Consider the following 20,463-nt stretch of genomic DNA (forward strand, 5'->3'; position numbering starts at 1 on the left):
CTTAGCTTCGCGCGCTTTCATTGAATTTTTAGCCATAACAGTAACCCGTCACCTTACTTGCGGAATGGGAAGTTAAAGGCAGCCAGCAGAGCACGGCCTTCCTCATCAGTACCAGCAGACGTCGTAATAGTGATGTCTAGACCGCGTACTCGATCAACTTTATCAAAGTCGATTTCCGGGAAGATGATTTGCTCGCGAACGCCCATGCTGTAGTTACCGCGACCGTCAAAAGACTTAGCGCTAACACCACGGAAGTCACGTACACGTGGAAGAGCGATTGAAATCAGACGCTCCAAGAAATCCCACATGCGTTCGCCACGCAAGGTTACTTTACAACCAATTGGGTAGCCTTCACGAATTTTGAAACCTGCAACAGATTTGCGCGCTTTAGTGATAAGTGGCTTTTGACCAGAAATGGTCGCCATATCAGAGGCTGCGTTTTCCAGCAGTTTCTTATCGTTGATTGCTTCACCAACGCCCATGTTTAGGGTGATTTTCTCAATCCTAGGGACTTGCATGACGCTTGAGTAACCGAACTGTTTGGTCAGTTCAGCGACTACAGACGACTTGTAGTAATCATGCAGTTTCGCCATAGTAGAACTCCAAATTACTTCTATTAGTTAGAAACGGTTTCGCCGTTAGACTTGAAGAAACGAACTTTTTTGCCGTCTTCAAAACGGAAACCGATACGGTCTGCTTTACCAGTAGCTGGGTTAAAGATTGCAACGTTAGAAGCATCAATAGCTGCTTCTTGTTCAACGATGCCACCTTGTACGCCAAGAGCCGGAACCGGCTTTTGATGTTTTTTCACAAGGTTGATACCTTCAACGATAACTTTACCAGTTGTCAGAACCTTAGTTACTTTACCTTTCTTGCCTTTGTCTTTGCCAGCAAGAACGATTACTTCGTCATTATGACGGATTTTAGCTGCCATCTTTAGTGCTCCTTACAGAACTTCTGGAGCCAGTGATACAATCTTCATGAATTTCGCATTACGAAGTTCACGAGTCACTGGACCAAAGATACGTGTACCGATAGGTTGCTCAGTATTGTCGTTCAACAACACACAAGCATTACGGTCGAAGCGAATGACAGAACCGTCTGGACGACGTACGCCTTTACGGGTGCGAACTACCACCGCCTTCAGTACATCACCTTTCTTAACTTTACCGCGTGGAATTGCTTCCTTAACAGTAACTTTGATGATGTCACCGATATGTGCATAACGGCGGTGAGAGCCACCCAGAACCTTAATACACATTACGCTGCGAGCGCCTGAGTTATCAGCTGCGTCCAGCATACTTTGCATTTGGATCATGTTAGTGCTCCGCTAAATATATAAAAAAACTAGACCCTCACGGGTCGGGCTGCCTCTTTAAAAGGGACGCGAATTGTACCACCCTTTTTTATTATTGGGTAGTCAAAAAATAAACGGCCCCAAAATTAATTTTTGGAGCCGTTTTTAGAGAATCAACGAAATTAAATCTTCGCTTTTTCTACTACTTTGACCAGTGTCCAAGACTTAGTCTTAGACATTGGACGACACTCACGAATTTCAACTGTATCGCCTAGGCCACACTCGTTGTTTTCATCGTGCGCGTGAACTTTGGTCGTGCGCTTAACGAATTTACCGTAGATAGGGTGCTTCACGAAACGCTCGATAGCTACAGTGATAGACTTGTCCATCTTGTCGCTAACGACTCGACCTTGTTGAGTACGAATTTTGTCGCTCATTATGCGCCTGCCTTCTCAGTCAAAACAGTTTTCACACGTGCGATATCACGGCGTACAGCTTTCAGAGTATGAGTTTGCTGCAGCTGACCAGTTGCCGCCTGCATGCGCAGGTTGAACTGTTCACGTAGCAAATTCAATAGCTCAGCGTTAAGCTCTTCAACGCTTTTCTCGCGTAGATCTTGTGCTTTCATCACATCACCTGCTTAGTTACAAATGTAGTTTTGAATGGCAGTTTGCGAGCCGCCAGGCGGAACGCTTCACGCGCCAATTCTTCAGGTACACCGTCCATTTCGTACATAACCTTACCAGGTTGGATTTGGGCTACCCAGTACTCAACGTTACCTTTACCCTTACCTTGACGAACTTCTAGTGGTTTTTCTGTGATAGGTTTGTCTGGGAATACACGGATCCAGATTTTACCTTGACGCTTAACGTGACGTGTCATCGCACGACGTGCTGCTTCGATTTGACGAGCAGTCAGACGACCACGGCCAACAGCTTTCAAGCCGTAAGTACCGAAGCTTACGTCAGTGCCTTTAGCTAGACCACGGTTGCGACCAGTGTGAACCTTACGGAACTTAGTACGTTTAGGTTGTAGCATCTGTCGACTCCTTACTTACGGCCTTTGCGCTGCTTCTTAGGCTTGTCGCCTTTAGGCTCTACAGCGTTAGCTGCTGGCATGCCGCCCAGAATCTCACCTTTGAAGATCCAAACTTTAATGCCGATTACACCGTATTGGGTGTGAGCCGAAGAAGTTGCGTAATCAATGTCAGCACGTAGAGTGTGTAGAGGCACACGACCTTCACGGTACCACTCTGAACGTGCGATTTCAGCGCCGCCTAGACGACCGCTTACTTCCACTTTGATACCTTTGGCACCTAGACGCATAGCGTTTTGTACCGCGCGCTTCATCGCACGACGGAACATAACACGACGCTCTAGTTGAGACGCGATGCTGTCACCAACAAGTTGAGCATCTAGCTCAGGCTTACGTACTTCAGCGATGTTGATTTGCGCTGGTACACCTGCGATTTTAGCTACAGCTGCGCGTAGCTTCTCAACGTCTTCACCTTTCTTACCGATTACCACACCTGGGCGAGCAGTGTGAATTGTCACACGAATGCTCTTAGCAGGACGTTCGATAACGATGCGTGATAGTGACGCTTTTGAAAGTTCCTTAGTCAGGAACTGACGTACCTTGAAGTCGCCGTCTAGGTTGTCAGCGAAATCTTTGGTGTTAGCAAACCATGTAGCATTCCAAGGCTTAACGATGCCAAGACGAATACCATTTGGATGTACTTTTTGACCCATTGCTTACTCTCCTAGTCTCTTAGCGATCTGCTACAACAACAGTGATGTGGCTTGAACGCTTCAAGATACGATCCGCACGGCCTTTTGCACGAGGCATAATACGCTTCATGGTTGGGCCTTCATCTACGAAGATTTTAGCGACACTAAGATCGTCGATATCTGCACCTTCGTTGTGCTCCGCGTTCGCGATAGCTGATTCAAGAACTTTCTTAACCAGTGCAGCAGCTTTTTTGTTGCTGAAGGTCAGAATTTCCAGTGCTTGGTCAACTGATTTACCACGAATTTGATCTGCAACTAAGCGAGCTTTCTGAGGCGAAATGCGAGCAAAGTTATGCTTAGCAATAGCTTCCATTATTTACTCCTTAGCGCTTCTTAGCTTTCTTATCCGCAGCGTGACCGCGGTAAGTACGAGTTGGTGCGAATTCGCCCAGTTTGTGACCGATCATTTCGTCAGTTACAAAAACTGGTACGTGCTGACGACCATTATGGACAGCGATGGTCAAACCGATCATTTGTGGAATGATCATTGAACGACGGGACCAAGTCTTAATAGGCTTTTTGTCTCCGCTTTCCACCGCTTTCTCTACCTTCTTCAGCAAGTGTAGGTCAATAAATGGACCTTTCTTGAGAGAACGTGGCATGGCGATTCCTCTTTATATAGATTACTTATTACGACGACGTACGATGTACTTGTCAGTGCGTTTGTTCTTACGGGTCTTGAAGCCTTTAGTTGGCATACCCCAAGGAGATACTGGGTGACGACCACCAGATGTACGGCCTTCACCACCACCGTGTGGGTGGTCAACCGGGTTCATTACCACACCGCGAACGGTTGGACGAACACCGCGCCAGCGGTTAGCACCAGCTTTACCCAGTTCACGTAGCATGTGCTCAGAGTTGCCTACTTCACCGATAGTTGCACGGCCTTCAGACAATACTTTACGCATTTCGCCAGAACGTAGACGGATAGTTACGTACGCACCGTCGCGAGCAACGATTTGAGCGTAAGCACCAGCCGAACGAGCTAGCTGAGCACCTTTACCCGGTTTCAGTTCAACGTTATGTACAGTTGAACCCACTGGGATGTTACGCATTGGCAGAGTGTTACCCGCTTTGATCGGTGCATCAACACCAGATTGGATAACGTCACCTGCTTGAATGCCTTTAGGTGCGATGATGTAACGACGTTCACCGTCTGCGTACAGAACCAGAGCGATGTTAGCGCTACGGTTTGGATCGTATTCCAGGCGCTCAACTTTCGCTGGGATGCCATCTTTAGTACGTTTAAAGTCGATTACACGGTAGTGGTGTTTGTGACCACCGCCGATGTGACGTACTGTGATACGACCGTTAGCATTACGACCACCGTTCTTAGAGTTTTTCTCTAGAAGAGGTGCGTATGGCTTGCCCTTGTGCAGGTCAGCGTTAACGATTTTAACAACGTGACGACGACCAGGGGAAGTCGGCTTACATTTAACAATAGCCATTTCTCAACTACTCCTGTTATTCCGCGCCGCCAACAAAGTCAAGATCTTGACCTTCTTTCAAAGTAACGTACGCTTTCTTAACGTCGCTGCGGCGACCTTGGCGTAGACCTTGACGTTTGGTCTTACCCTTAGTGATAAGAGTATTTACAGACTTAACTTCAACTTCAAAAAGCTTTTCTACAGCAGCTTTGATCTCTTTCTTAGTTGCATCTTGCGCGACTTTGAAAACGATAGTGTTAGCTTTCTCAGCAGCCATAGTTGCTTTTTCAGAGATGTGCGGTGCACGTAGAACTTTCAGGATACGCTCTTCAGTGATCATGCCAGCATCTCCTCAACTTGCTTAACTGCTTCAGCAGTCATCAGTACTTTGTCAAACGCGATCAGGCTTACTGGATCAACAGCAGCAACGTCACGAGCGTCAACTTTGTACAGGTTACGAGCAGCTAAGAACAGGTTCTCGTCTACTTCGCCAGTAACGATGAGAACATCATTAAGCTCAAGTTCTTTAAGCTTAGCTACCAGCTCTTTAGTTTTTGGTGCTTCTACTGAGAAGTTATCAACAACGATCAAACGCTCTTGACGAACCAGCTCAGACAGAATGCTCTTCATAGCACCACGGTACATTTTCTTGTTTACTTTTTGGCTGTGATCTTGTGGTTTCGCAGCAAAAGTAACACCACCTGTACGCCAGATTGGGCTACGAATAGTACCAGCGCGAGCACGGCCAGTACCTTTTTGGCGCCATGGCTTAGCGCCACCGCCAGAAACTTCTGAACGTGTTTTTTGAGCACGAGTGCCTTGACGAGCACCTGCTGCGTACGCAACAACTACTTGGTGTACAAGAGCTTCGTTGAACTCACGTCCGAAAGTAGTTTCGGAAACAGTTAGTGCATCAGCACCTTTAACCATCAATTCCATTACTTACTCCTAGACGTTATGCTTTAACAGCTGGTTTGACGATCACGTTACCGCCAGTTGCGCCAGGGACTGCACCTTTGATAAGAAGCAGGTTGCGCTCAGCGTCAACACGTACGATCTCCAGGTTTTGAGTCGTTACACGCTCAGCACCCATGTGACCTGCCATCTTCTTGCCTTTAAACACGCGACCTGGAGTCTGACATTGACCGATAGAACCAGGAGCACGGTGAGACAATGAGTTACCGTGAGTCATATCTTGAGTACGGAAGTTCCAGCGCTTAACAGCACCTTGGAAACCTTTACCCTTAGATGTACCAGTAACGTCTACTTTCTTAGTGTCGTTGAACAGTTCAACAGTCAGCTCAGCGCCAACTTCAAACTCTTCGCCGTTTTCTAAACGGAATTCCCAAAGACCGCGACCAGCTTCAACACCTGCTTTCGCAAAGTGACCAGCTTCTGGTTTAGTAACACGGTTAGCTTTCTTAGCACCAGCAGTTACCTGGATTGCTGCGTAGCCATCGCTATCAAGAGATTTAACTTGAGTTACGCGGTTCGCTTCAACCTCAACAACTGTTACTGGGATAGAAACGCCTTCTTCGGTAAATACGCGGGTCATACCCACTTTACGTCCGACTAGACCAATCATTATTCTAATCTCCCTTAACCTAGGCTAATTTGAACGTCAACGCCCGCTGCCAGGTCTAGACGCATCAGAGCATCAACAGTTTTGTCTGTTGGCTCAACGATGTCGATTAGACGTTTGTGAGTACGGATTTCGTACTGATCACGAGCATCTTTGTTAACGTGTGGAGAGATAAGAACAGTGAAACGCTCTTTACGAGTAGGCAGTGGGATTGGACCACGAACCTGTGCGCCGGTACGCTTAGCTGTTTCAACGATTTCCGCAGTAGAAGCGTCGATCAGTTTGTAATCGAAAGCTTTCAGGCGGATACGAATACGTTGGTTCTGCATGAGACAGAGCTCCAATTATTAAAAAATTACACAAACAATATCGCCACTCTGACTCGTCAAGACGAGAGAATGCCGATTGATTTATGTGAAACCGTAGCATCCAAGATTAGGACGCATTGTCAGCTAATAGGTGATTAACCAGCACTATCGAATTGATAGTAGAAAGCTAAATTTTAATTAACTGCGAACATAAGCTGAGTATACATTACCAAGTTAATCAATAAGATACACTTGCTCCTCACTGCTCATTGGTTCACAACTGACCAAGTCAGTGCCGGGTATTATACCGATCACAGTTTCACATGCAAGCACCGATGGAAAAATAAACGCAATTACTCAGCCAGCACCGGTGAGCAACGCGGTGGACCAGGTCCGAATTCAAAACTGCAGAGGATTAAAGCTAACAACGCACCAGCTGTTAACCGGTGCGTTGTTAGCTATCGCGTTGTCACTTGTCTGCTGTTACACGTTCGGCAAGTAACTTATCCGTATGCCGGGCTATGACTGTGCGAGGCGTTGGCGTACGGCTTCGAACAGACAGATGCCGGATGCCACCGACACATTCAAACTGGAGACACTGCCTGCCATCGGAATTTTGATCAGATCGTCACAGGTTTCGCGGGTTAGGCGACGCATACCGTCACCTTCTGCGCCCATCACAATCGCTAACGGGCCAGTCAGTTTAGCCTGGTAGATATCGTGGCTTGCTTCACCGGCGGTACCGACAAACCAAACCCCCTGCTCCTGCAAGGCCCGCATGGTACGGGCCAGATTGGTGACCCGGACCAGTGGCACGGTTTCCGCGGCGCCGCACGCCACTTTACTGACGGTTGCTGTCATTGGCGCTGATTTATCTTTCGGTACGATAACAGCAGCTACACCCGCCGCGTCCGCATTACGCAGACAGGCACCCAGATTGTGCGGATCGGTCACACCATCTAACACCAACAGCAACGGCGCGTGCTGATCAGCCAGAATCTGCTCAAGGTCGTGCTCATTGAGCTGCTTGGCTGGCTTGACGCGCGCCATAATACCCTGATGATTAGCTCCGCGAGCCTTATCGTCGAGGGTTTTGCGGGTCATCTGTTGAATGGAGACACCACACTTTTGTAAGTCGTTCAGGATAGGCATTAAGCGGTCATCCTGGCGACCTTTTAATACAAACGCCTCGATAAAGCGCTCTGGCTCTCGCTCCAGTACAGCTTTCACCGCGTGGATACCGTAGATAAATTCGTTACTCATGATTATTTCTTCTTACTGCGCGCTTGCTTCGTTTTCGCTCGCGGCTTTTTGTTCCGCTTGCCGTCTTTATCTTTACCGCCTGCTGACTCGGCTTCATCCGGTCGCTTAGTCGGCTCAACTAACGGCGTCGCCTTACGTCCCGGCTGATGAGCCTTAGTGGCAGCACGTTTTTTTGACTTGGCTTTTTTCTGCGCTTCCGCCGCGCGTTTTTTCGCGGTTTTGCCTTTGCCACGTAGCTTACGACTTGTTTCTACCAATTCAAAGTCAATTTGGCGATCATTGAGGTTAACCGACAATACTTTTACTTTTACCGCATCGCCCAGACGATAGATCTGGCCAAAGCTTTCACCGATCAATCGCTGACCAATCGGGTCGAACTGGTAGTAGTCGTTATCCAGAGTGGAGATGTGTACCAGACCATCAATATGCAGTTCGGTCAGGCGTACAAAAAAGCCAAAGCCGGTGACGTTGGCAATCACGCCTTCTAATTCTTCACCGACATGGTCCTGCATATATTCGCACTTCAGCCAGTCTGCTACTTCCCTGGTGGCATCATCAGCCCGGCGCTCGGTCATCGAGCACTGCTCACCGTAAACATCCATATCGTCAAACGAGTAGTGGAAACCGCCGGTGGGCGTCCAGCGATCCTGATTGCGCCCTTCGTGTTTGGCGATCAGGTATTTTATCGCCCGGTGCAGCAGCAAATCCGGATAGCGACGGATCGGCGAGGTGAAATGGGCATAGCGTTTCAGCGCTAAGCCAAAGTGACCGCAGTTGTCAGCATGGTAGATGGCCTGTTTCATCGAGCGCAGCAACATAGTCTGGATCAACTCCTGATCCGGCCGTTCGCCGATTTGATGCATCAGATGGGCGTAATCAGTCGGCGACGGTTCCAGTCCGCCACCAAGCTCCAGCCCCAGCTCTGACAGAAAATCACGAAAGCCCATCAGACGTTCTTCTCCGGGTGTTTCATGGATCCGGTACAGGGCCGGTTCTTTGGCTTTTTCCACCAGCGAGGCTGAGGCGATATTGGCCATGATCATGCACTCTTCAATGATCTTGTGCGCGTCGTTACGGATCACCGGTTCGATACGGTCAATTTTGCGCTCGGCGTTAAATATAAACTTAGTCTCAACACTTTCAAACTCGATTGCACCGCGCTGATCGCGGGCATGCTTGAGCACTTTGTACATGTTATGCAGCTGCTCAAGATGTGGCACCAAAGGCTGGTAGCGACTGCGTAGCTCGTCATCGCCGTCTAAAATGGCGGCCACTTTGGTGTAAGTCAGGCGAGCGTGCGAGTTCATCACCGCTTCATAATGGCGGTAGCCGGTTAGCTTGCCGGAATCGGAGATGGTCATCTCACATACCATACAGAGTCTGTCCACCTGCGGGTTCAGCGAGCACAAGCCATTAGACAGCACCTCAGGCAACATGGGCACCACTTGCGAAGGGAAATAGACCGAGTTACCGCGTTCAATGGCTTCTTTATCCAGTGCACTGTCCGGTCGGACGTAATAACTGACATCGGCAATCGCCACCCACAGTCGCCAGCCACCGGATTTCTTGGCCTCACAGTAGACCGCATCGTCAAAATCGCGCGCGTCTTCACCATCGATAGTCACCAACGGCAACTGGCGCAAGTCAACCCGCCCCTGTTTGGCTTCTTCCGGCACCTGTTCTGATAAATTGGCCACTTGCTGGGTGACTTCTTCCGGCCATTCATGGGGGATCTGGTGAGTACGGATGGCAATTTGCGTTTCCATACCCGGCGCCATGTTTTCGCCCAGTACCTCAACCACTTTGCCCATCATGCCACGGGAACGACTACCGCGGTCAGTGATCTCTATCACCACCACATTGCCCATTCGCGCTCCGCCTTTCAGCTCATTGGGGATCAGAATGTCCTGACTGATGCGAGAATCGTCTGGTACCACATAGGAGTAGCCGTATTCGAGGAAAAACCGCCCGACTATCTGTCCGGTACGCTCTTCCAGTACCCGTACCAAGCGGCCTTCCCGGCGGCCCCGTTTACTGTTATCAGTCGGCTGAACCAGGACGTAGTCACCATGGATCAGGTTACGCATCTGGTGATGCGGCAGCAGGATGTCATCGTCCTTGTTGTGGCTGCCGTCCGGACGGACCCAGCCATGGCCGTCTTTATGACCGATGACATGGCCTTTGACCATTTCCAGTTTTTCCGGCAGTGCATAACACTGACGGCGGGTAAACACCAGTTGGCCGTCTCGCTCCATGGCCCGCAGCCGTCGGCGCAGGCCTTCGTACTGCTCTTCCCCTTCCAGCTGCAGCGCAGCAAACAGATCGTTGCGGTTCATCGGCACGCCAGCTTGCTGCAGATAGTCGAGGATAAATTCACGGCTCGGGATAGGGTTTTCGTAATTGTTTGATTCCCGCTCTGCAAAGGGATCGGTTGGGACTTGGTCAGACATAGGCTCGCCTACATGAGGAGGAGTAATAGGATTAGTATACTTGACTCATTGGTGAAGCTACAGCCAAGCCTATAAAAAGTCGAAAAAAATACGCTCCTGTCAGAGGAGCGTAGTCGATTAGGCGAACTCAGAGTATGGTGTCAAATGCGGGTTACCAGAATGTGTCGCGCATTTTCGCTCGGGCAATAATATTCTCTGGCATGCGTTGCTCCAGCCCCTGACGTAAAATCGCAATCCGTTTATGAGTACGCTTATCGGCGGTGACTGAATTGTACAACCAGCGATAGGCGTCTTCGTAATCGAGCGGACTGCCGTAATCGCGCAGCAGCAATTCGGCCAGGTGGATGCGGGCATTGAGATTGCCCATCGACGCTGCCTCGCGCAAATACGGGATTGCACGCTCTTTATCCTGCTGGACCAGCGTACCGCGGGAGTAGTAGCGGCCGATCTGTTCCAGTGCAGCGGGTAGCCCCTGGTGGGCGGCATTCTCCATATAATATAACCCCAGCTCAACATCCTGCTGAACACACACGCCCCAGGCCAGCATGTCACCATAGAGAAATTCGTAGGCAGGCAAATTGATCCTGGTGGCCCGGGCAATAATATCCTCGACCAACTGGCAATTGTCCGCTTTAACCCGCTTCAGGTGCTGGTTTTTTTCGATTAGATTTATCAGCTCAGCTTCCGAATAGATGGGAACCGGTTCACCGACGTCCGTCACTTTCGCGACACTGACGGTGGCACTCAGCGCCATTAGTAGCGAAGCTGCTACCATGCGTAGCTTCATATTTGCACTCTTTTTACTCCGATAGCCGCCTCAACCTGATTCGCTGCAGGTCGGGCTTAATCCATGTATCGGCATCAATGGGCAACTCTTTAGGCAAAAATTGCCGCCAGATGGCAAGGTATTGCCGCAGTACAAACATAGCAGTTGCGAAGGGATAAAAAAACCGGTGCAAAAGCACCGGTTTCTGTCAAAAGCGATCTTCCAGCAGAATTTAGACGCTAAAAGGGTGCACCTTAATGATGGTTTCATTACGGTCCGGGCCAGTTGAAATGATATCAACCGGTACGCCGGTCAGCTCTTCAATGCGTTTGATGTAGTTCAGCGCTGCCTGTGGCAGATCTTCCAGTGATTTCGCACCGAAGGTGTTTTCCGTCCAGCCTGGCATCGTTTCGTAGATTGGCGTCACTTTCTCATAAGCGTCAGCCGCCATAGGCGAAACTTCCAGCATCGAGCCATCTTCCATCTTGTAACCAGTACAGATTTTCAGCTCTTCCAGGCCATCCAGCACGTCCAGTTTGGTCAGACAGAAGCCAGAGATTGAGTTGATTTGAATCGCACGGCGCATAGCGACGGCATCAAACCAGCCAGTACGACGCAGGCGACCTGTTGTGGCACCAAACTCGTGGCCGACAGTACCCAGATGTTTACCTACAGGGTCTTGCTTATCTTGACCATCGTACAGTTCAGTTGGGAATGGGCCAGAGCCAACGCGAGTACAGTACGCTTTGGCGATACCAAGAATGTAACCGATATGACGTGGACCAAAACCAGAACCGGCAGCAACACCACCCGCTGTAGTGTTCGAAGAGGTTACGTATGGGTAAGTACCGTGGTCGATGTCCAACAGTGTACCTTGCGCACCTTCGAACATGATCTTATCACCACGTTTACGCGCTGAATCAAGCTCGTCAGTGACATCGATAACCATAGAAGTCAGCAGATCAGCATAACCCATTGCCTGTTCCAGAACCGCTTCGTAACTGACAGGTTCTGCTTTATAGAAATTGACCAGCTGGAAGTTATGGAATTCCATTACTTCTTTCAGTTTGTCGGCAAAGCTGTTTTTATCAAACAGATCACCCACACGCAGACCACGACGGGCAACTTTATCTTCATAAGCAGGACCGATACCACGACCCGTTGTGCCGATGGCTTTTTTACCACGTGCAAGTTCACGTGCCTGGTCCAGAGCGATATGGTAAGGAAGGATCAGAGGACATGCTTCTGAAATGAACAGACGTTCACGTACTGGAATACCACGCTCTTCGAGCGGTTTCATTTCATTTAGCAACGCTTCTGGAGACAAAACCACACCGTTGCCGATAACGCATTTCACGTTTTGGCGCAGAATACCGGATGGAATTAAGTGAAGAACGGTTTTTTCACCGTCAATGACTAGAGTGTGACCTGCGTTGTGACCGCCTTGATAGCGAACCACATATTTTGCATCTTCAGTTAGCAGGTCTACGATTTTACCTTTACCTTCATCACCCCACTGGGTGCCTAGAACGACTACGTTATTTCCCATCTTTCCAAGTCTGATTACTGGTTAAAAATGGATTCTAGCACCGAATCAATTTTCATGCAGTCATTTTTTAAACACTCAGCACAGTCTCAGAAAAATGTACTTGAAATTCAGTGAGAAACCAGATGATTCGTGCAACATCAGTCGTCAGCATAGATAGATACGCTCAACTTGCCGTCAAGGTCGATACCGGCCCGATACATGCCGCTACTGTTCATGGCAAAATGCAACTGACCGGCGGCATCGACGGCGATCAGACCACCTTCTCCACCGCTCTGTTTCAGTGGTCCCTGAATCACGCTTTCACAGGCTGTGGCCACATCTTGTTTCAGGTAACGCATCCTGGCCGCGACATCCTCGGCGACCCGATAGCGGATAAAGTATTCGCCCATACCCGTGGTGGATACCGCCACATTGCCATTTTCCGCTACCGTCCCGGCACCAATCAGCGCCGAATCGCCCACCCGGCCATACTTTTTGTTGGTGATCCCACCCGTGCTGGTTGCTGCCGCCAGATTGCCCTGTAGATCAAGCGCCACCGCGCCAACCGTGCCGAACTTTTTGTCATCCGGATACTTGGACTCCGACAGGGCAAACAGACCTTTGGCTTTCATCGATTGCAACTGCTGATAGCGGCGCTCAGTAAAAAAATAGTCCTGCTCGGTGTAGGCATAGCCGTGTTCAAACGCAAATGCTTCAGCGCCCTCTCCGATCAACAGGACGTGCGGGCTACCTCGCATTACATCCCGGGCCAGTTGCACCGGGTTTTTAATGTGCCGGACGCCGGCGACGGCTCCCGCCTGCAATTCCCGGCCATGCATCACCGACGCATCCATTTCGACAAATTCATCGTGGGTCAGCACCGAGCCATGTCCGGCATTAAAATGCGGACAGTCCTCCAACACAGACACCGCCGCCACTACAGCATCGATGGCATCAGCCCCCTGCGCGAGCAACTGATGGCCACTGCGAACCGCCAGCTCCAGCGCGCTGACAATTTCTGCCCGCAATGTTTCATTCATTTGCTCACGCAGGATAGTGCCGGCACCGCCGTGTACCGCAATGGCGAAGGGTTGGGTCATGGAATATCCTTAATGGCTGCTCCAATGGCTGCTCCGCAGTCCACTGTTTAGGTATAAAAAAGCGCAATCCGTATGGGCTACGAGTTGCGCTTGTTTCAGTTACTCACCGCAGTGAGCCTTGATTGGCTGACACGAATTAGTGCGAGCCGCAGCTGCCGCCACCGCAACAACCGTCTTTTTTCTCGTGGTCATGATCGTGACCGTGACCGCCGCAACAGCCTTCACCATGCTCGTGCTCGTGGTCGTGACCGCAACCGCCAGCCTGGTGAACGTGACCGTGTTGCAGCTCTTCGTCAGAGGCAGCGCGAACCGCGACAACTTCCACATCAAATGTCAGAGTCTGGCCTGCCAGCATGTGGTTGCCATCGACAACCACTTCATCGCCATCGACTTCGGTCACTTCAACCGGGATTGGGCCCTGATCGGTATCCGCCAGAAAACGCATACCCACTTCTATGGTATCAACGCCCTGGAAAACATCCGCAGGAACACGTTGTACCAGTGCGTCATTGTGTTCGCCGTACGCATCTTCCGGTGTTACGGTTGCAGAAAATTTATCGCCTGCCAGCTTCCCTTCCAGCTCTTTCTCCAGGCCAACGATCAGGTTGCCGTGACCATGTAGGTAGTCCAGTGGTGCCTCGGCAGTCGACTGGTCGACAACAACGCCGTCTTCCAGTTTGACTTGGTAGGCCAGGCTAACGACTACATTTTTTTCAATTTTCATTTCATGCTCCAGGGCGTTCGGGGCTCAAAGGTGAGCCGCAGGGAAATTTGATTACCCCCGTATTATGGGGATCATAGCGCGAAACTCAATCAGTCTGGCTTAAAAATGCCGATCATTTGTTGTTCGGCGTGCTCACTGCTGTCGACCGACTTCGGTTTACGTTGCTCCTGATAGTCGCATTCCACGCATTCGACCAGTTCAATATTGTTTTCCATCCACCAGCGCAGCGTGTCCTCAGCCTGACAGGCGGGACAGCGGGCACCAGCAATAAAGCGTTTCTTGGCTTTCACGTTTTGGTCCTGTTTTTATTGCGATAATTCTGCATACTACCGCGGTTACTGCCAGAATTGTCGTGACTGATGGTCACTTTCCATTTCCCGGCCAAATATCTCTTCCAGTTCTTTACGGGCCTCCTTGGCGCGCATGACTAACTGTTTATCTTCACTGTGTTGCGGCAACAGCTCTTTCAGCATGGCATTATCCAGCCTTCTGAAGTGGGCTTCTGCCTGCTTGGCCTGATAGGGGTGCATGCCCAGTATCGTTAATGCCTGACGACCCAGATCCAACGCGCCCAAAAAGGTTTCGCGGGAATAGTGATCAACACCCAGACTGAGCAACTGATACGCCTCAACCCGGCTACGCGCCCGGGCCAGCACTTGCAGGGTGGGAAACGCATGTTTGCATAACTCGACGATCTTTATCACTTCATCGGGCGAATCGGTACAGACAATGATCGCTTCAGCTTTGTCAGCCCCGGCAGCCCGCAGCAGATCCAGTTGGGTCGCATCACCATAAAAGACTTCATAACCGTACTTACGCAGCAGGGCAATCTGGCTGGGGTCACTTTCCAGAATGGTCACTTTAATCTTGTTGGCGAACATCAAACGGCCGACGATCTGACCAAAACGGCCGAATCCGGCAATGATAACCCGCGGTTGATTGTCCACCACATCGCTGGAGATGGATTCTCCCTGGACATTAAGCCGTCGGGCAAACCATTTTTTCTGGGCCGACAGCAATAGTGGCGTGGTCACCATCGACAAGCTGACGACCACCAGCAGAAAGGACATCTGCGACTGCGACAGCAGCCCTTCGGCGCCAGCGGCAGTAAAGATAACAAAGGCAAATTCACCGCCCTGACTGAGTATCGCGGCCATTTTACTGCGCGCCTTGGCACGGGTGCCAGAAAAACGCGCCAGGATATACAGGATCAGGCCTTTGATCACCACCAACGCGACCACCGCCAGCAATACTTTGCCCGGTTGCAGTGCCAGCAGGCCAAGGTTGACCGCCATACCGACGGCAATAAAAAACAGCCCCAGTAACAGCCCCTTAAACGGCTCAATGGCAATTTCCAGCTCGTGGCGATATTCGCTCTCGGCCAGCAGCACCCCGGCCAGGAAAGTCCCCAATGCCATCGAGAGCCCCAACGATTGCATCATCAGGGCGATGCCGATCACCAGCAGTAGCGCCGCAACAGTAAACAACTCCCGCACGCCACTCATCACCACATAGCGAAACAGCGGCCGGAGTAAAAAGTGGCCACCGACCAACAGGCCGACAATGCCTGATAACATCCATACCCCATCCAGCCAGTTGCCGATAGTGTTACCGGCCAGAGCAGGTAGCAGTGCCAGCATAGGGATCACCGCGATATCCTGAAACAGCAGCACCGCAAACCCCGACTGACCCGTCTCGGTGCCGTCCAGCCCCTGCTCTTCAATCACTCGTAATGCAATCGCCGTGGATGACAGTGCCAGCCCCATACCGATCACCAGGCTGGTTTGCCAGCTAATCCCAAGCATATTGACGATACTGGCCAACACTGCCGAGGTGACCACCACTTGAGCACCGCCGAGGCCAAGTATCGGCCCGCGCATCTGCCACAGTTTCTTCGGATTCAGCTCCAGGCCGATCAGAAACAGCAGCAATACCACGCCAAATTCGGCGAAATGCAGAATGGCCTCCACATCACTGATCAGGCTAAAACCCCAGGGACCGATCAACACCCCGGCCAGCAGGTAGCCAAGCACGGAACCCAAACCAATCCGCTGTGCCAGTGGTACCGCCACCACAGCGGCAGCAAGGAAAATCAGGCTACTGGCGAGTATGTCATTTTCAAGCGCCATCGCTACCTCCGGTGTCTGCCAGCGGGTTAAGCAACCACTGGCGATAACTCTCAGCGTGCTGGTAACGGACCATATCGTCGACATGTCTGGACCAGTACAGCACTAATGGTTCCATCCAGTGCATCTGGCATAACAGCGCAGTCAGCTCAAACGGTTGCAGGATTTCGTCTAACGGGTATTTATTGTAGCCGTGTTTACCAAATGCCCCCTGTTTGCCGCCGGTGGTGATCACGCTGCGCCAGTATTTGCCTTTCAGGGCGCTACCAGCGCCAAACGCAAATCCCTTGCCCAACACTCTGTCCAGCCACTCTTTCAGCAGTGCCGGACAGGAATACATAAACAGCGGATGCTGGAACACGATCACATCATGTTCCAGCAGCAAACGGTGCTCGGCGCTGACATCAATAAAGAAATCCGGGTAGCGGGCGTAGAGATCATGCACAGTGACATGCGCCAGAGCCTCTATCTTTTTTATCATCACTTGATTGGCGATAGAGTTTTGTGGCTCTGGGTGAGCATAAATCACTAACACTTTGGGCGGCGGAGTCAGCGCTGAGTTGGTAGTAGTCATTCCTTGAGCAACCATCCTGAAAGGCTAAGTGTTTGATTCAGTATATTGGTTTTTATACGTGTTCGCCCATCATAACGCAATGATCGACATTTATCCTCAATCCCCCTACTATTCATCCGCTGTAGAATAAGTTACCAAGCAGGCCATTATGATTACCTTTTCCGATATCCAGCTATTGCGCGGCGGTAAACCGTTGCTAGACCAGGCTTCCGCCACTATTCATCCCGGCGACAAAGTCGGCCTGGTGGGCAAAAACGGCTGTGGTAAATCCACCCTGTTCGCATTGCTGAGAGACGAATTGAGTACCGACGCCGGCAGCCATAACCTGCCTGCCCACTGGCAAATCGCCTCGGTGGCCCAGGAAACCCCGGCATTAAAGCGCAGCGCACTGGATTACGTCATCGACGGTGACCAGGAATTCCGCGACCTGGAGCGGCAACTGGCAGAGGCCGAACAAGCCGACCAGGGCACCAAGGTTGCCGAACTGCATGGCCATATCGAAACGATTGGCGGCTACAGCATCAAAGCCCGGGCGTCTGAGCTGCTGGACGGACTTGGCTTTAGCCAGGATCAGATGAGCTGGCAGCTGGATCAGTTTTCCGGTGGTTGGCGGATGCGCCTCAACCTGGCCCAGGCACTGCTATGCCGCTCCGACCTGCTGCTGCTCGATGAGCCAACCAACCACTTGGATCTCGACGCGGTAATGTGGCTGGAACGTTGGCTGCAAAACTACCCGGGCACACTGGTGCTGATCTCCCACGACCGGGACTTTCTCGACCCTGTGGTGAACCGGATTATTCATATCGAAAACCAGCAACTGAACGAGTACACCGGTAACTACTCCTCGTTCGAAACCCAGCGGGCACAGAAGTTACTGCTGCAACAAGCCATGTATCAGAAGCAACAAAAGCAGATGGCGCACATGCAAAGTTACATCGATCGCTTCCGTTACAAAGCGTCCAAAGCCCGTCAGGCGCAAAGCCGTATCAAGGCGCTGGAACGTATGGAGCAAGTTCTGCCGGCTCAGTTTGATAACCCGTTCAGTTTTGAATTCAGACAACCCGATGCACTGCCCAACCCGATCATCATGATGGATGAGGTGTCGGCTGGCTATGGCGATACCCTGATCCTGGAAAAAATTCGTCTTAATCTGGTTCCTGGCAGCCGAATTGGCCTGTTGGGCCGTAACGGTGCCGGTAAATCAACGCTGATCAAGTTATTGTCTGGGGAATTGCAGGCCACTGGTGGTGAGCTGAATTATTCCCAAGGGGTGAAAATCGGTTATTTTGCCCAGCACCAGTTGGAAACACTGCACCCGGAAGAGTCGCCGCTGCAGCATATGATGCAGATTGCCCCGCAACAAACCGAACAACAGCTACGCGATTATCTGGGCAGTTTTGGCTTTCAGGGCGATAAAGCCCTGGAAGCAGTCGCGCCATTTTCCGGAGGCGAAAAAGCCCGACTGGTACTGGCACTGATCGTTTGGCAAAAACCCAACCTGCTACTACTCGACGAACCGACCAACCACCTGGATCTGGATATGCGTCAGGCCCTGACGCTGGCGCTGCAGACTTTTGAAGGCGCGATGGTGATCGTCAGTCACGACCGCTACCTGCTGCGCGCCACCACCGATGACTTGTACCTGGTGCATAATCATCAGGTCGCCCCATTCGATGGCGACTTAGGCGACTACTACAAATGGCTCACCGAGCAACAACGCACCGAACGCAGGGAAAATCAATCGGATAGTTCACAGGGGCAAAACAGCGCTGCGGCGAAGAAAGAACAGAAAAGACGCGATGCCGAGTTTCGCCAGCAGACAGCGCCAATTCGCAAAACGCTGACACAACTGGAAAAGAAAATGGATAAGTTGAGCGCAGATTTGGCACAGGCGGAACAACTTCTTGCTGACAACAGCCTGTATGATGCCGAAAATAAAGCTAAACTTAATCAAGTCCTTGCCGACCAGGCCAGCAGCAAAAACGCGCTGGAAGAGGTCGAGTTGGAGTGGATGGCGCAGCAGGAAACGCTGGAGCAAATGGAGCAGGAGTTTAATCAGGCATGAGCCAGGAGCACGTTCGGATATCTCTGACGCTGGAAAGACTGTGGCAGTTTAGCCTGCAGTACTACAGCGTGCGTGAAGTAAAAGAAGCGTGCCTGACTCTACAAAACCAGTATCACGGCAACGTCAACCTATTGCTGCTGCTGAAATGGCTCGACGAACAGCAAGTCAGCTTTCCCGCCGAGGAGTGGCATCAGGTCGAAGCCTGCCTCAGCCGTTCTGAAACCCTGCTGCACAGCTACCGGGAAATGCGCCGCAAAATGAAACTGCACCTGCCCGATACTCTGTACCGGGAAGCACTGCAGTTTGAGCTGCAGTTGGAAAAACAGCAGCAGTCTGATCTGGTCGACTGCATCAATCATCTGCCACTGGAAAATAACCGCGCTGAGCCTCTAACACAGCGTTATTGCCGTCATCTAGGCGGCGAGGCTCTGTACCAATACTTTGCCCACCCCGCGCCTGCCGCCCCAATTGAGCCGAATCTATGACCCAGTTCATCGCCGCCACCGGCTTGTCCAATCCGCATCTGCAGACTCTGGCACCGCGAGTGCTGCGCAAAAACGCGTTATTTGCGCCTCACTGGCAAACCTTGCCAACGCCCGATGGTGACTTCCTTGATCTGGCCTGGAGTGAAGATCGGCAGAGTAAATCTGCCCGGCAGAAGCCGCTGTTTGTGCTGTTCCACGGTTTGGAAGGCAGTTTTCACAGCCCCTATGCGAACGGCTTGATGGATGCGTTTGCCAGGGCCGGCTGGCTGTCGGTGATGATGCATTTTCGTGGCTGTAGCGGTAAGCCGAACCATCTGGCGCGCGCCTATCACTCAGGCGAAACCGAAGATGCACGCTGGTTTTTGACCCACTTAGCCCAACAGTTTCCAGATCAGCCTAAAGTGGCGGTCGGGGTGTCGCTGGGGGGCAATATGCTGGTCAACTACCTGGCCAAATATGCCGACCAACCGCTGCTGGATGCCGCTACGGTAGTCTCAGCACCGCTGGATTTGGCCGCCTGCTCAACGCGAATCGAACAGGGCTTTTCCCGGGTTTACAAACGCTACCTGCTGAGCTCACTGAAAAGCAATGCGCTCAAGAAACAGCAACTGCTGCATCAGGCGATTGGCATCAGCCCGCAAAAAATTGCCCGGCTTAACAAGCTGTATCAGTTCGACGATCTGATCACCGCTCCCTTACACGGGTTTAAAAATGCCAAAGATTACTATCAACGCTGTTCAGGGCTGCACCGGTTAAAATCCATCGGCTTGCCGACCCAGATTATCCACGCCAAGGATGACCCGTTTATGACTGACGCGGTGATCCCGCGTTTTATTCTGCCGAACAATATCGATTACCGCCTGTTTGAACGTGGTGGTCATGTAGGATTTGTCTCTGGCAGTGCGCTGAAACCGTGCTTATGGCTGGAACACGCCTTGCCCGCCTACTACGAGAGCTTTGTTGGCCGGGTTTAGTGGTGCG

Annotated in this window: 26 protein-coding genes; 3 read left to right on the forward strand and 23 right to left on the reverse strand. The window is 51.2% G+C overall.

Annotated features, from left to right (window positions below; genetic code table 11):
• Positions 1-53 precede the first annotated feature (53 nt).
• From rplE to kefG, 23 genes are all read right to left on the reverse strand, one after another.
• Positions 54-593, reverse strand: a complete 540-nt coding sequence (rplE, locus tag ACQY6F_RS04895; protein ID WP_334554615.1) for a 50S ribosomal protein L5 — start codon at positions 591-593, stop codon at positions 54-56.
• Positions 594-616: 23 nt separating this feature from the next.
• Positions 617-934 (reverse strand): 50S ribosomal protein L24, encoded by a 318-nt coding sequence (gene rplX / locus ACQY6F_RS04900; RefSeq protein ID WP_428772638.1) that lies wholly within the window; start codon positions 932-934, stop codon positions 617-619.
• A gap of 12 nt (positions 935-946) precedes the next feature.
• Complete coding sequence (rplN, locus tag ACQY6F_RS04905; protein ID WP_428772640.1) at positions 947-1,318, reverse strand: 50S ribosomal protein L14; 372 nt, start codon at positions 1,316-1,318, stop codon at positions 947-949.
• A gap of 161 nt (positions 1,319-1,479) precedes the next feature.
• A complete protein-coding gene (gene rpsQ / locus ACQY6F_RS04910) occupies positions 1,480-1,734 on the reverse strand; it encodes a 30S ribosomal protein S17 (protein ID WP_428772642.1) in 255 nt (84 codons plus the stop codon).
• On the reverse strand, positions 1,734-1,925 hold the full coding sequence (gene rpmC / locus ACQY6F_RS04915; protein WP_004410456.1) for a 50S ribosomal protein L29: 192 nt from the start codon (positions 1,923-1,925) through the stop codon (positions 1,734-1,736). The genes rpsQ and rpmC overlap by 1 nt, the downstream gene beginning before the upstream one ends.
• Positions 1,925-2,335 carry a 50S ribosomal protein L16 gene (gene rplP / locus ACQY6F_RS04920; protein WP_093278411.1) on the reverse strand — a complete coding sequence of 137 codons (411 nt, stop codon included), beginning with the start codon at positions 2,333-2,335 and terminating at the stop codon, positions 1,925-1,927. Before rplP ends, rpmC begins: the two co-directional genes overlap by 1 nt.
• 11 nt (positions 2,336-2,346) lie before the next feature.
• Positions 2,347-3,045 carry a 30S ribosomal protein S3 gene (rpsC, locus tag ACQY6F_RS04925; RefSeq protein WP_428772643.1) on the reverse strand — a complete coding sequence of 233 codons (699 nt, stop codon included), beginning with the start codon at positions 3,043-3,045 and terminating at the stop codon, positions 2,347-2,349.
• A gap of 19 nt (positions 3,046-3,064) precedes the next feature.
• Positions 3,065-3,397 (reverse strand): 50S ribosomal protein L22, encoded by a 333-nt coding sequence (gene rplV / locus ACQY6F_RS04930; protein ID WP_428772644.1) that lies wholly within the window; start codon positions 3,395-3,397, stop codon positions 3,065-3,067.
• A 10-nt stretch (positions 3,398-3,407) separates the two neighbouring features.
• The gene (rpsS, locus tag ACQY6F_RS04935) at positions 3,408-3,686 is read right to left on the reverse strand and encodes a 30S ribosomal protein S19 (protein ID WP_428772646.1); all 279 of its coding nucleotides are present in this window, start codon (positions 3,684-3,686) and stop codon (positions 3,408-3,410) included.
• Between the two features lie 21 nt (positions 3,687-3,707).
• Positions 3,708-4,532 carry a 50S ribosomal protein L2 gene (gene rplB / locus ACQY6F_RS04940; RefSeq protein WP_428772648.1) on the reverse strand — a complete coding sequence of 275 codons (825 nt, stop codon included), beginning with the start codon at positions 4,530-4,532 and terminating at the stop codon, positions 3,708-3,710.
• A 16-nt stretch (positions 4,533-4,548) separates the two neighbouring features.
• On the reverse strand, positions 4,549-4,851 hold the full coding sequence (gene rplW / locus ACQY6F_RS04945) for a 50S ribosomal protein L23 (RefSeq protein WP_038175168.1): 303 nt from the start codon (positions 4,849-4,851) through the stop codon (positions 4,549-4,551).
• On the reverse strand, positions 4,848-5,450 hold the full coding sequence (gene rplD, locus ACQY6F_RS04950) for a 50S ribosomal protein L4 (protein ID WP_428772649.1): 603 nt from the start codon (positions 5,448-5,450) through the stop codon (positions 4,848-4,850). The genes rplW and rplD overlap by 4 nt, the downstream gene beginning before the upstream one ends.
• Positions 5,451-5,466: 16 nt before the next feature.
• A complete protein-coding gene (rplC, locus tag ACQY6F_RS04955) occupies positions 5,467-6,096 on the reverse strand; it encodes a 50S ribosomal protein L3 (protein ID WP_428772651.1) in 630 nt (209 codons plus the stop codon).
• Positions 6,097-6,110: 14 nt separating this feature from the next.
• Positions 6,111-6,422, reverse strand: a complete 312-nt coding sequence (gene rpsJ, locus ACQY6F_RS04960; RefSeq protein WP_001181007.1) for a 30S ribosomal protein S10 — start codon at positions 6,420-6,422, stop codon at positions 6,111-6,113.
• Positions 6,423-6,920: 498 nt separating this feature from the next.
• The gene (gene rlmB, locus ACQY6F_RS04965; RefSeq protein WP_428772652.1) at positions 6,921-7,664 is read right to left on the reverse strand and encodes a 23S rRNA (guanosine(2251)-2'-O)-methyltransferase RlmB; all 744 of its coding nucleotides are present in this window, start codon (positions 7,662-7,664) and stop codon (positions 6,921-6,923) included.
• Between the two features lie 2 nt (positions 7,665-7,666).
• On the reverse strand, positions 7,667-10,114 hold the full coding sequence (gene rnr, locus ACQY6F_RS04970) for a ribonuclease R (RefSeq protein WP_428772654.1): 2,448 nt from the start codon (positions 10,112-10,114) through the stop codon (positions 7,667-7,669).
• Positions 10,115-10,265: 151 nt separating this feature from the next.
• Positions 10,266-10,901, reverse strand: a complete 636-nt coding sequence (gene motX / locus ACQY6F_RS04975) for a flagellar protein MotX (protein WP_428772655.1) — start codon at positions 10,899-10,901, stop codon at positions 10,266-10,268.
• Positions 10,902-11,112: 211 nt separating this feature from the next.
• A complete protein-coding gene (locus ACQY6F_RS04980) occupies positions 11,113-12,429 on the reverse strand; it encodes an adenylosuccinate synthase (protein WP_428772656.1) in 1,317 nt (438 codons plus the stop codon).
• A 137-nt stretch (positions 12,430-12,566) separates the two neighbouring features.
• On the reverse strand, positions 12,567-13,508 hold the full coding sequence (locus tag ACQY6F_RS04985) for an isoaspartyl peptidase/L-asparaginase family protein (protein ID WP_428772658.1): 942 nt from the start codon (positions 13,506-13,508) through the stop codon (positions 12,567-12,569).
• 136 nt (positions 13,509-13,644) lie between these two features.
• Positions 13,645-14,232, reverse strand: coding sequence for a peptidylprolyl isomerase (slyD, locus tag ACQY6F_RS04990; protein WP_428772659.1), 588 nt, complete (start codon positions 14,230-14,232; stop codon positions 13,645-13,647).
• Between the two features lie 89 nt (positions 14,233-14,321).
• Entirely contained in the window at positions 14,322-14,522 is a 201-nt protein-coding gene (locus ACQY6F_RS04995; protein WP_428772661.1) for a YheV family putative zinc ribbon protein, read from the reverse strand.
• Between the two features lie 45 nt (positions 14,523-14,567).
• Positions 14,568-16,361, reverse strand: a complete 1,794-nt coding sequence (gene kefB, locus ACQY6F_RS05000) for a glutathione-regulated potassium-efflux system protein KefB (RefSeq protein ID WP_428772662.1) — start codon at positions 16,359-16,361, stop codon at positions 14,568-14,570.
• Positions 16,351-16,932, reverse strand: coding sequence for a glutathione-regulated potassium-efflux system ancillary protein KefG (kefG, locus tag ACQY6F_RS05005; protein ID WP_428772663.1), 582 nt, complete (start codon positions 16,930-16,932; stop codon positions 16,351-16,353). The genes kefB and kefG overlap by 11 nt, the downstream gene beginning before the upstream one ends.
• 148 nt (positions 16,933-17,080) lie before the next feature.
• On the opposite strand from kefG, the gene ACQY6F_RS05010 reads away from it, so the two are divergent.
• The 3 genes from ACQY6F_RS05010 to ACQY6F_RS05020 are packed head-to-tail and all read left to right on the forward strand — an operon-like array spanning position 17,081 to position 20,456.
• Positions 17,081-18,997, forward strand: a complete 1,917-nt coding sequence (locus ACQY6F_RS05010) for an ABC transporter ATP-binding protein (protein WP_428772665.1) — start codon at positions 17,081-17,083, stop codon at positions 18,995-18,997.
• The gene (locus ACQY6F_RS05015; protein WP_428772666.1) at positions 18,994-19,482 is read left to right on the forward strand and encodes a TIGR02444 family protein; all 489 of its coding nucleotides are present in this window, start codon (positions 18,994-18,996) and stop codon (positions 19,480-19,482) included. The genes ACQY6F_RS05010 and ACQY6F_RS05015 overlap by 4 nt, the downstream gene beginning before the upstream one ends.
• Complete coding sequence (locus ACQY6F_RS05020) at positions 19,479-20,456, forward strand: hydrolase (RefSeq protein ID WP_428772668.1); 978 nt, start codon at positions 19,479-19,481, stop codon at positions 20,454-20,456. The genes ACQY6F_RS05015 and ACQY6F_RS05020 overlap by 4 nt, the downstream gene beginning before the upstream one ends.
• The last annotated feature ends 7 nt before the right edge of the window (positions 20,457-20,463 follow it).

This window comes from Vibrio sp. (genome assembly GCF_050299255.1).
Classification (GTDB): Bacteria; Pseudomonadota; Gammaproteobacteria; order Enterobacterales; family Vibrionaceae; genus Vibrio.

What these genes read in the sequence shown, in the direction of transcription:
- rplE (WP_334554615.1), bottom strand. Translation starts at nt 593, where the DNA reads ATGGCGAAACTGCATGATTACTACAAGTCGTCTGTAGTCGCTGAACTG.
- rplX (WP_428772638.1), bottom strand. Translation starts at nt 934, where the DNA reads ATGGCAGCTAAAATCCGTCATAATGACGAAGTAATCGTTCTTGCTGGC.
- rplN (WP_428772640.1), bottom strand. Translation starts at nt 1,318, where the DNA reads ATGATCCAAATGCAAAGTATGCTGGACGCAGCTGATAACTCAGGCGCT.
- rpsQ (WP_428772642.1), bottom strand. Translation starts at nt 1,734, where the DNA reads ATGAGCGACAAAATTCGTACTCAACAAGGTCGAGTCGTTAGCGACAAG.
- rpmC (WP_004410456.1), bottom strand. Translation starts at nt 1,925, where the DNA reads ATGAAAGCACAAGATCTACGCGAGAAAAGCGTTGAAGAGCTTAACGCT.
- rplP (WP_093278411.1), bottom strand. Translation starts at nt 2,335, where the DNA reads ATGCTACAACCTAAACGTACTAAGTTCCGTAAGGTTCACACTGGTCGC.
- rpsC (WP_428772643.1), bottom strand. Translation starts at nt 3,045, where the DNA reads ATGGGTCAAAAAGTACATCCAAATGGTATTCGTCTTGGCATCGTTAAG.
- rplV (WP_428772644.1), bottom strand. Translation starts at nt 3,397, where the DNA reads ATGGAAGCTATTGCTAAGCATAACTTTGCTCGCATTTCGCCTCAGAAA.
- rpsS (WP_428772646.1), bottom strand. Translation starts at nt 3,686, where the DNA reads ATGCCACGTTCTCTCAAGAAAGGTCCATTTATTGACCTACACTTGCTG.
- rplB (WP_428772648.1), bottom strand. Translation starts at nt 4,532, where the DNA reads ATGGCTATTGTTAAATGTAAGCCGACTTCCCCTGGTCGTCGTCACGTT.
- rplW (WP_038175168.1), bottom strand. Translation starts at nt 4,851, where the DNA reads ATGATCACTGAAGAGCGTATCCTGAAAGTTCTACGTGCACCGCACATC.
- rplD (WP_428772649.1), bottom strand. Translation starts at nt 5,450, where the DNA reads ATGGAATTGATGGTTAAAGGTGCTGATGCACTAACTGTTTCCGAAACT.
- rplC (WP_428772651.1), bottom strand. Translation starts at nt 6,096, where the DNA reads ATGATTGGTCTAGTCGGACGTAAAGTGGGTATGACCCGCGTATTTACC.
- rpsJ (WP_001181007.1), bottom strand. Translation starts at nt 6,422, where the DNA reads ATGCAGAACCAACGTATTCGTATCCGCCTGAAAGCTTTCGATTACAAA.
- rlmB (WP_428772652.1), bottom strand. Translation starts at nt 7,664, where the DNA reads ATGAGTAACGAATTTATCTACGGTATCCACGCGGTGAAAGCTGTACTG.
- rnr (WP_428772654.1), bottom strand. Translation starts at nt 10,114, where the DNA reads ATGTCTGACCAAGTCCCAACCGATCCCTTTGCAGAGCGGGAATCAAAC.
- motX (WP_428772655.1), bottom strand. Translation starts at nt 10,901, where the DNA reads ATGAAGCTACGCATGGTAGCAGCTTCGCTACTAATGGCGCTGAGTGCC.
- ACQY6F_RS04980 (WP_428772656.1), bottom strand. Translation starts at nt 12,429, where the DNA reads ATGGGAAATAACGTAGTCGTTCTAGGCACCCAGTGGGGTGATGAAGGT.
- ACQY6F_RS04985 (WP_428772658.1), bottom strand. Translation starts at nt 13,508, where the DNA reads ATGACCCAACCCTTCGCCATTGCGGTACACGGCGGTGCCGGCACTATC.
- slyD (WP_428772659.1), bottom strand. Translation starts at nt 14,232, where the DNA reads ATGAAAATTGAAAAAAATGTAGTCGTTAGCCTGGCCTACCAAGTCAAA.
- kefB (WP_428772662.1), bottom strand. Translation starts at nt 16,361, where the DNA reads ATGGCGCTTGAAAATGACATACTCGCCAGTAGCCTGATTTTCCTTGCT.
- kefG (WP_428772663.1), bottom strand. Translation starts at nt 16,932, where the DNA reads ATGACTACTACCAACTCAGCGCTGACTCCGCCGCCCAAAGTGTTAGTG.
- ACQY6F_RS05010 (WP_428772665.1), top strand. Translation starts at nt 17,081, where the DNA reads ATGATTACCTTTTCCGATATCCAGCTATTGCGCGGCGGTAAACCGTTG.
- ACQY6F_RS05015 (WP_428772666.1), top strand. Translation starts at nt 18,994, where the DNA reads ATGAGCCAGGAGCACGTTCGGATATCTCTGACGCTGGAAAGACTGTGG.
- ACQY6F_RS05020 (WP_428772668.1), top strand. Translation starts at nt 19,479, where the DNA reads ATGACCCAGTTCATCGCCGCCACCGGCTTGTCCAATCCGCATCTGCAG.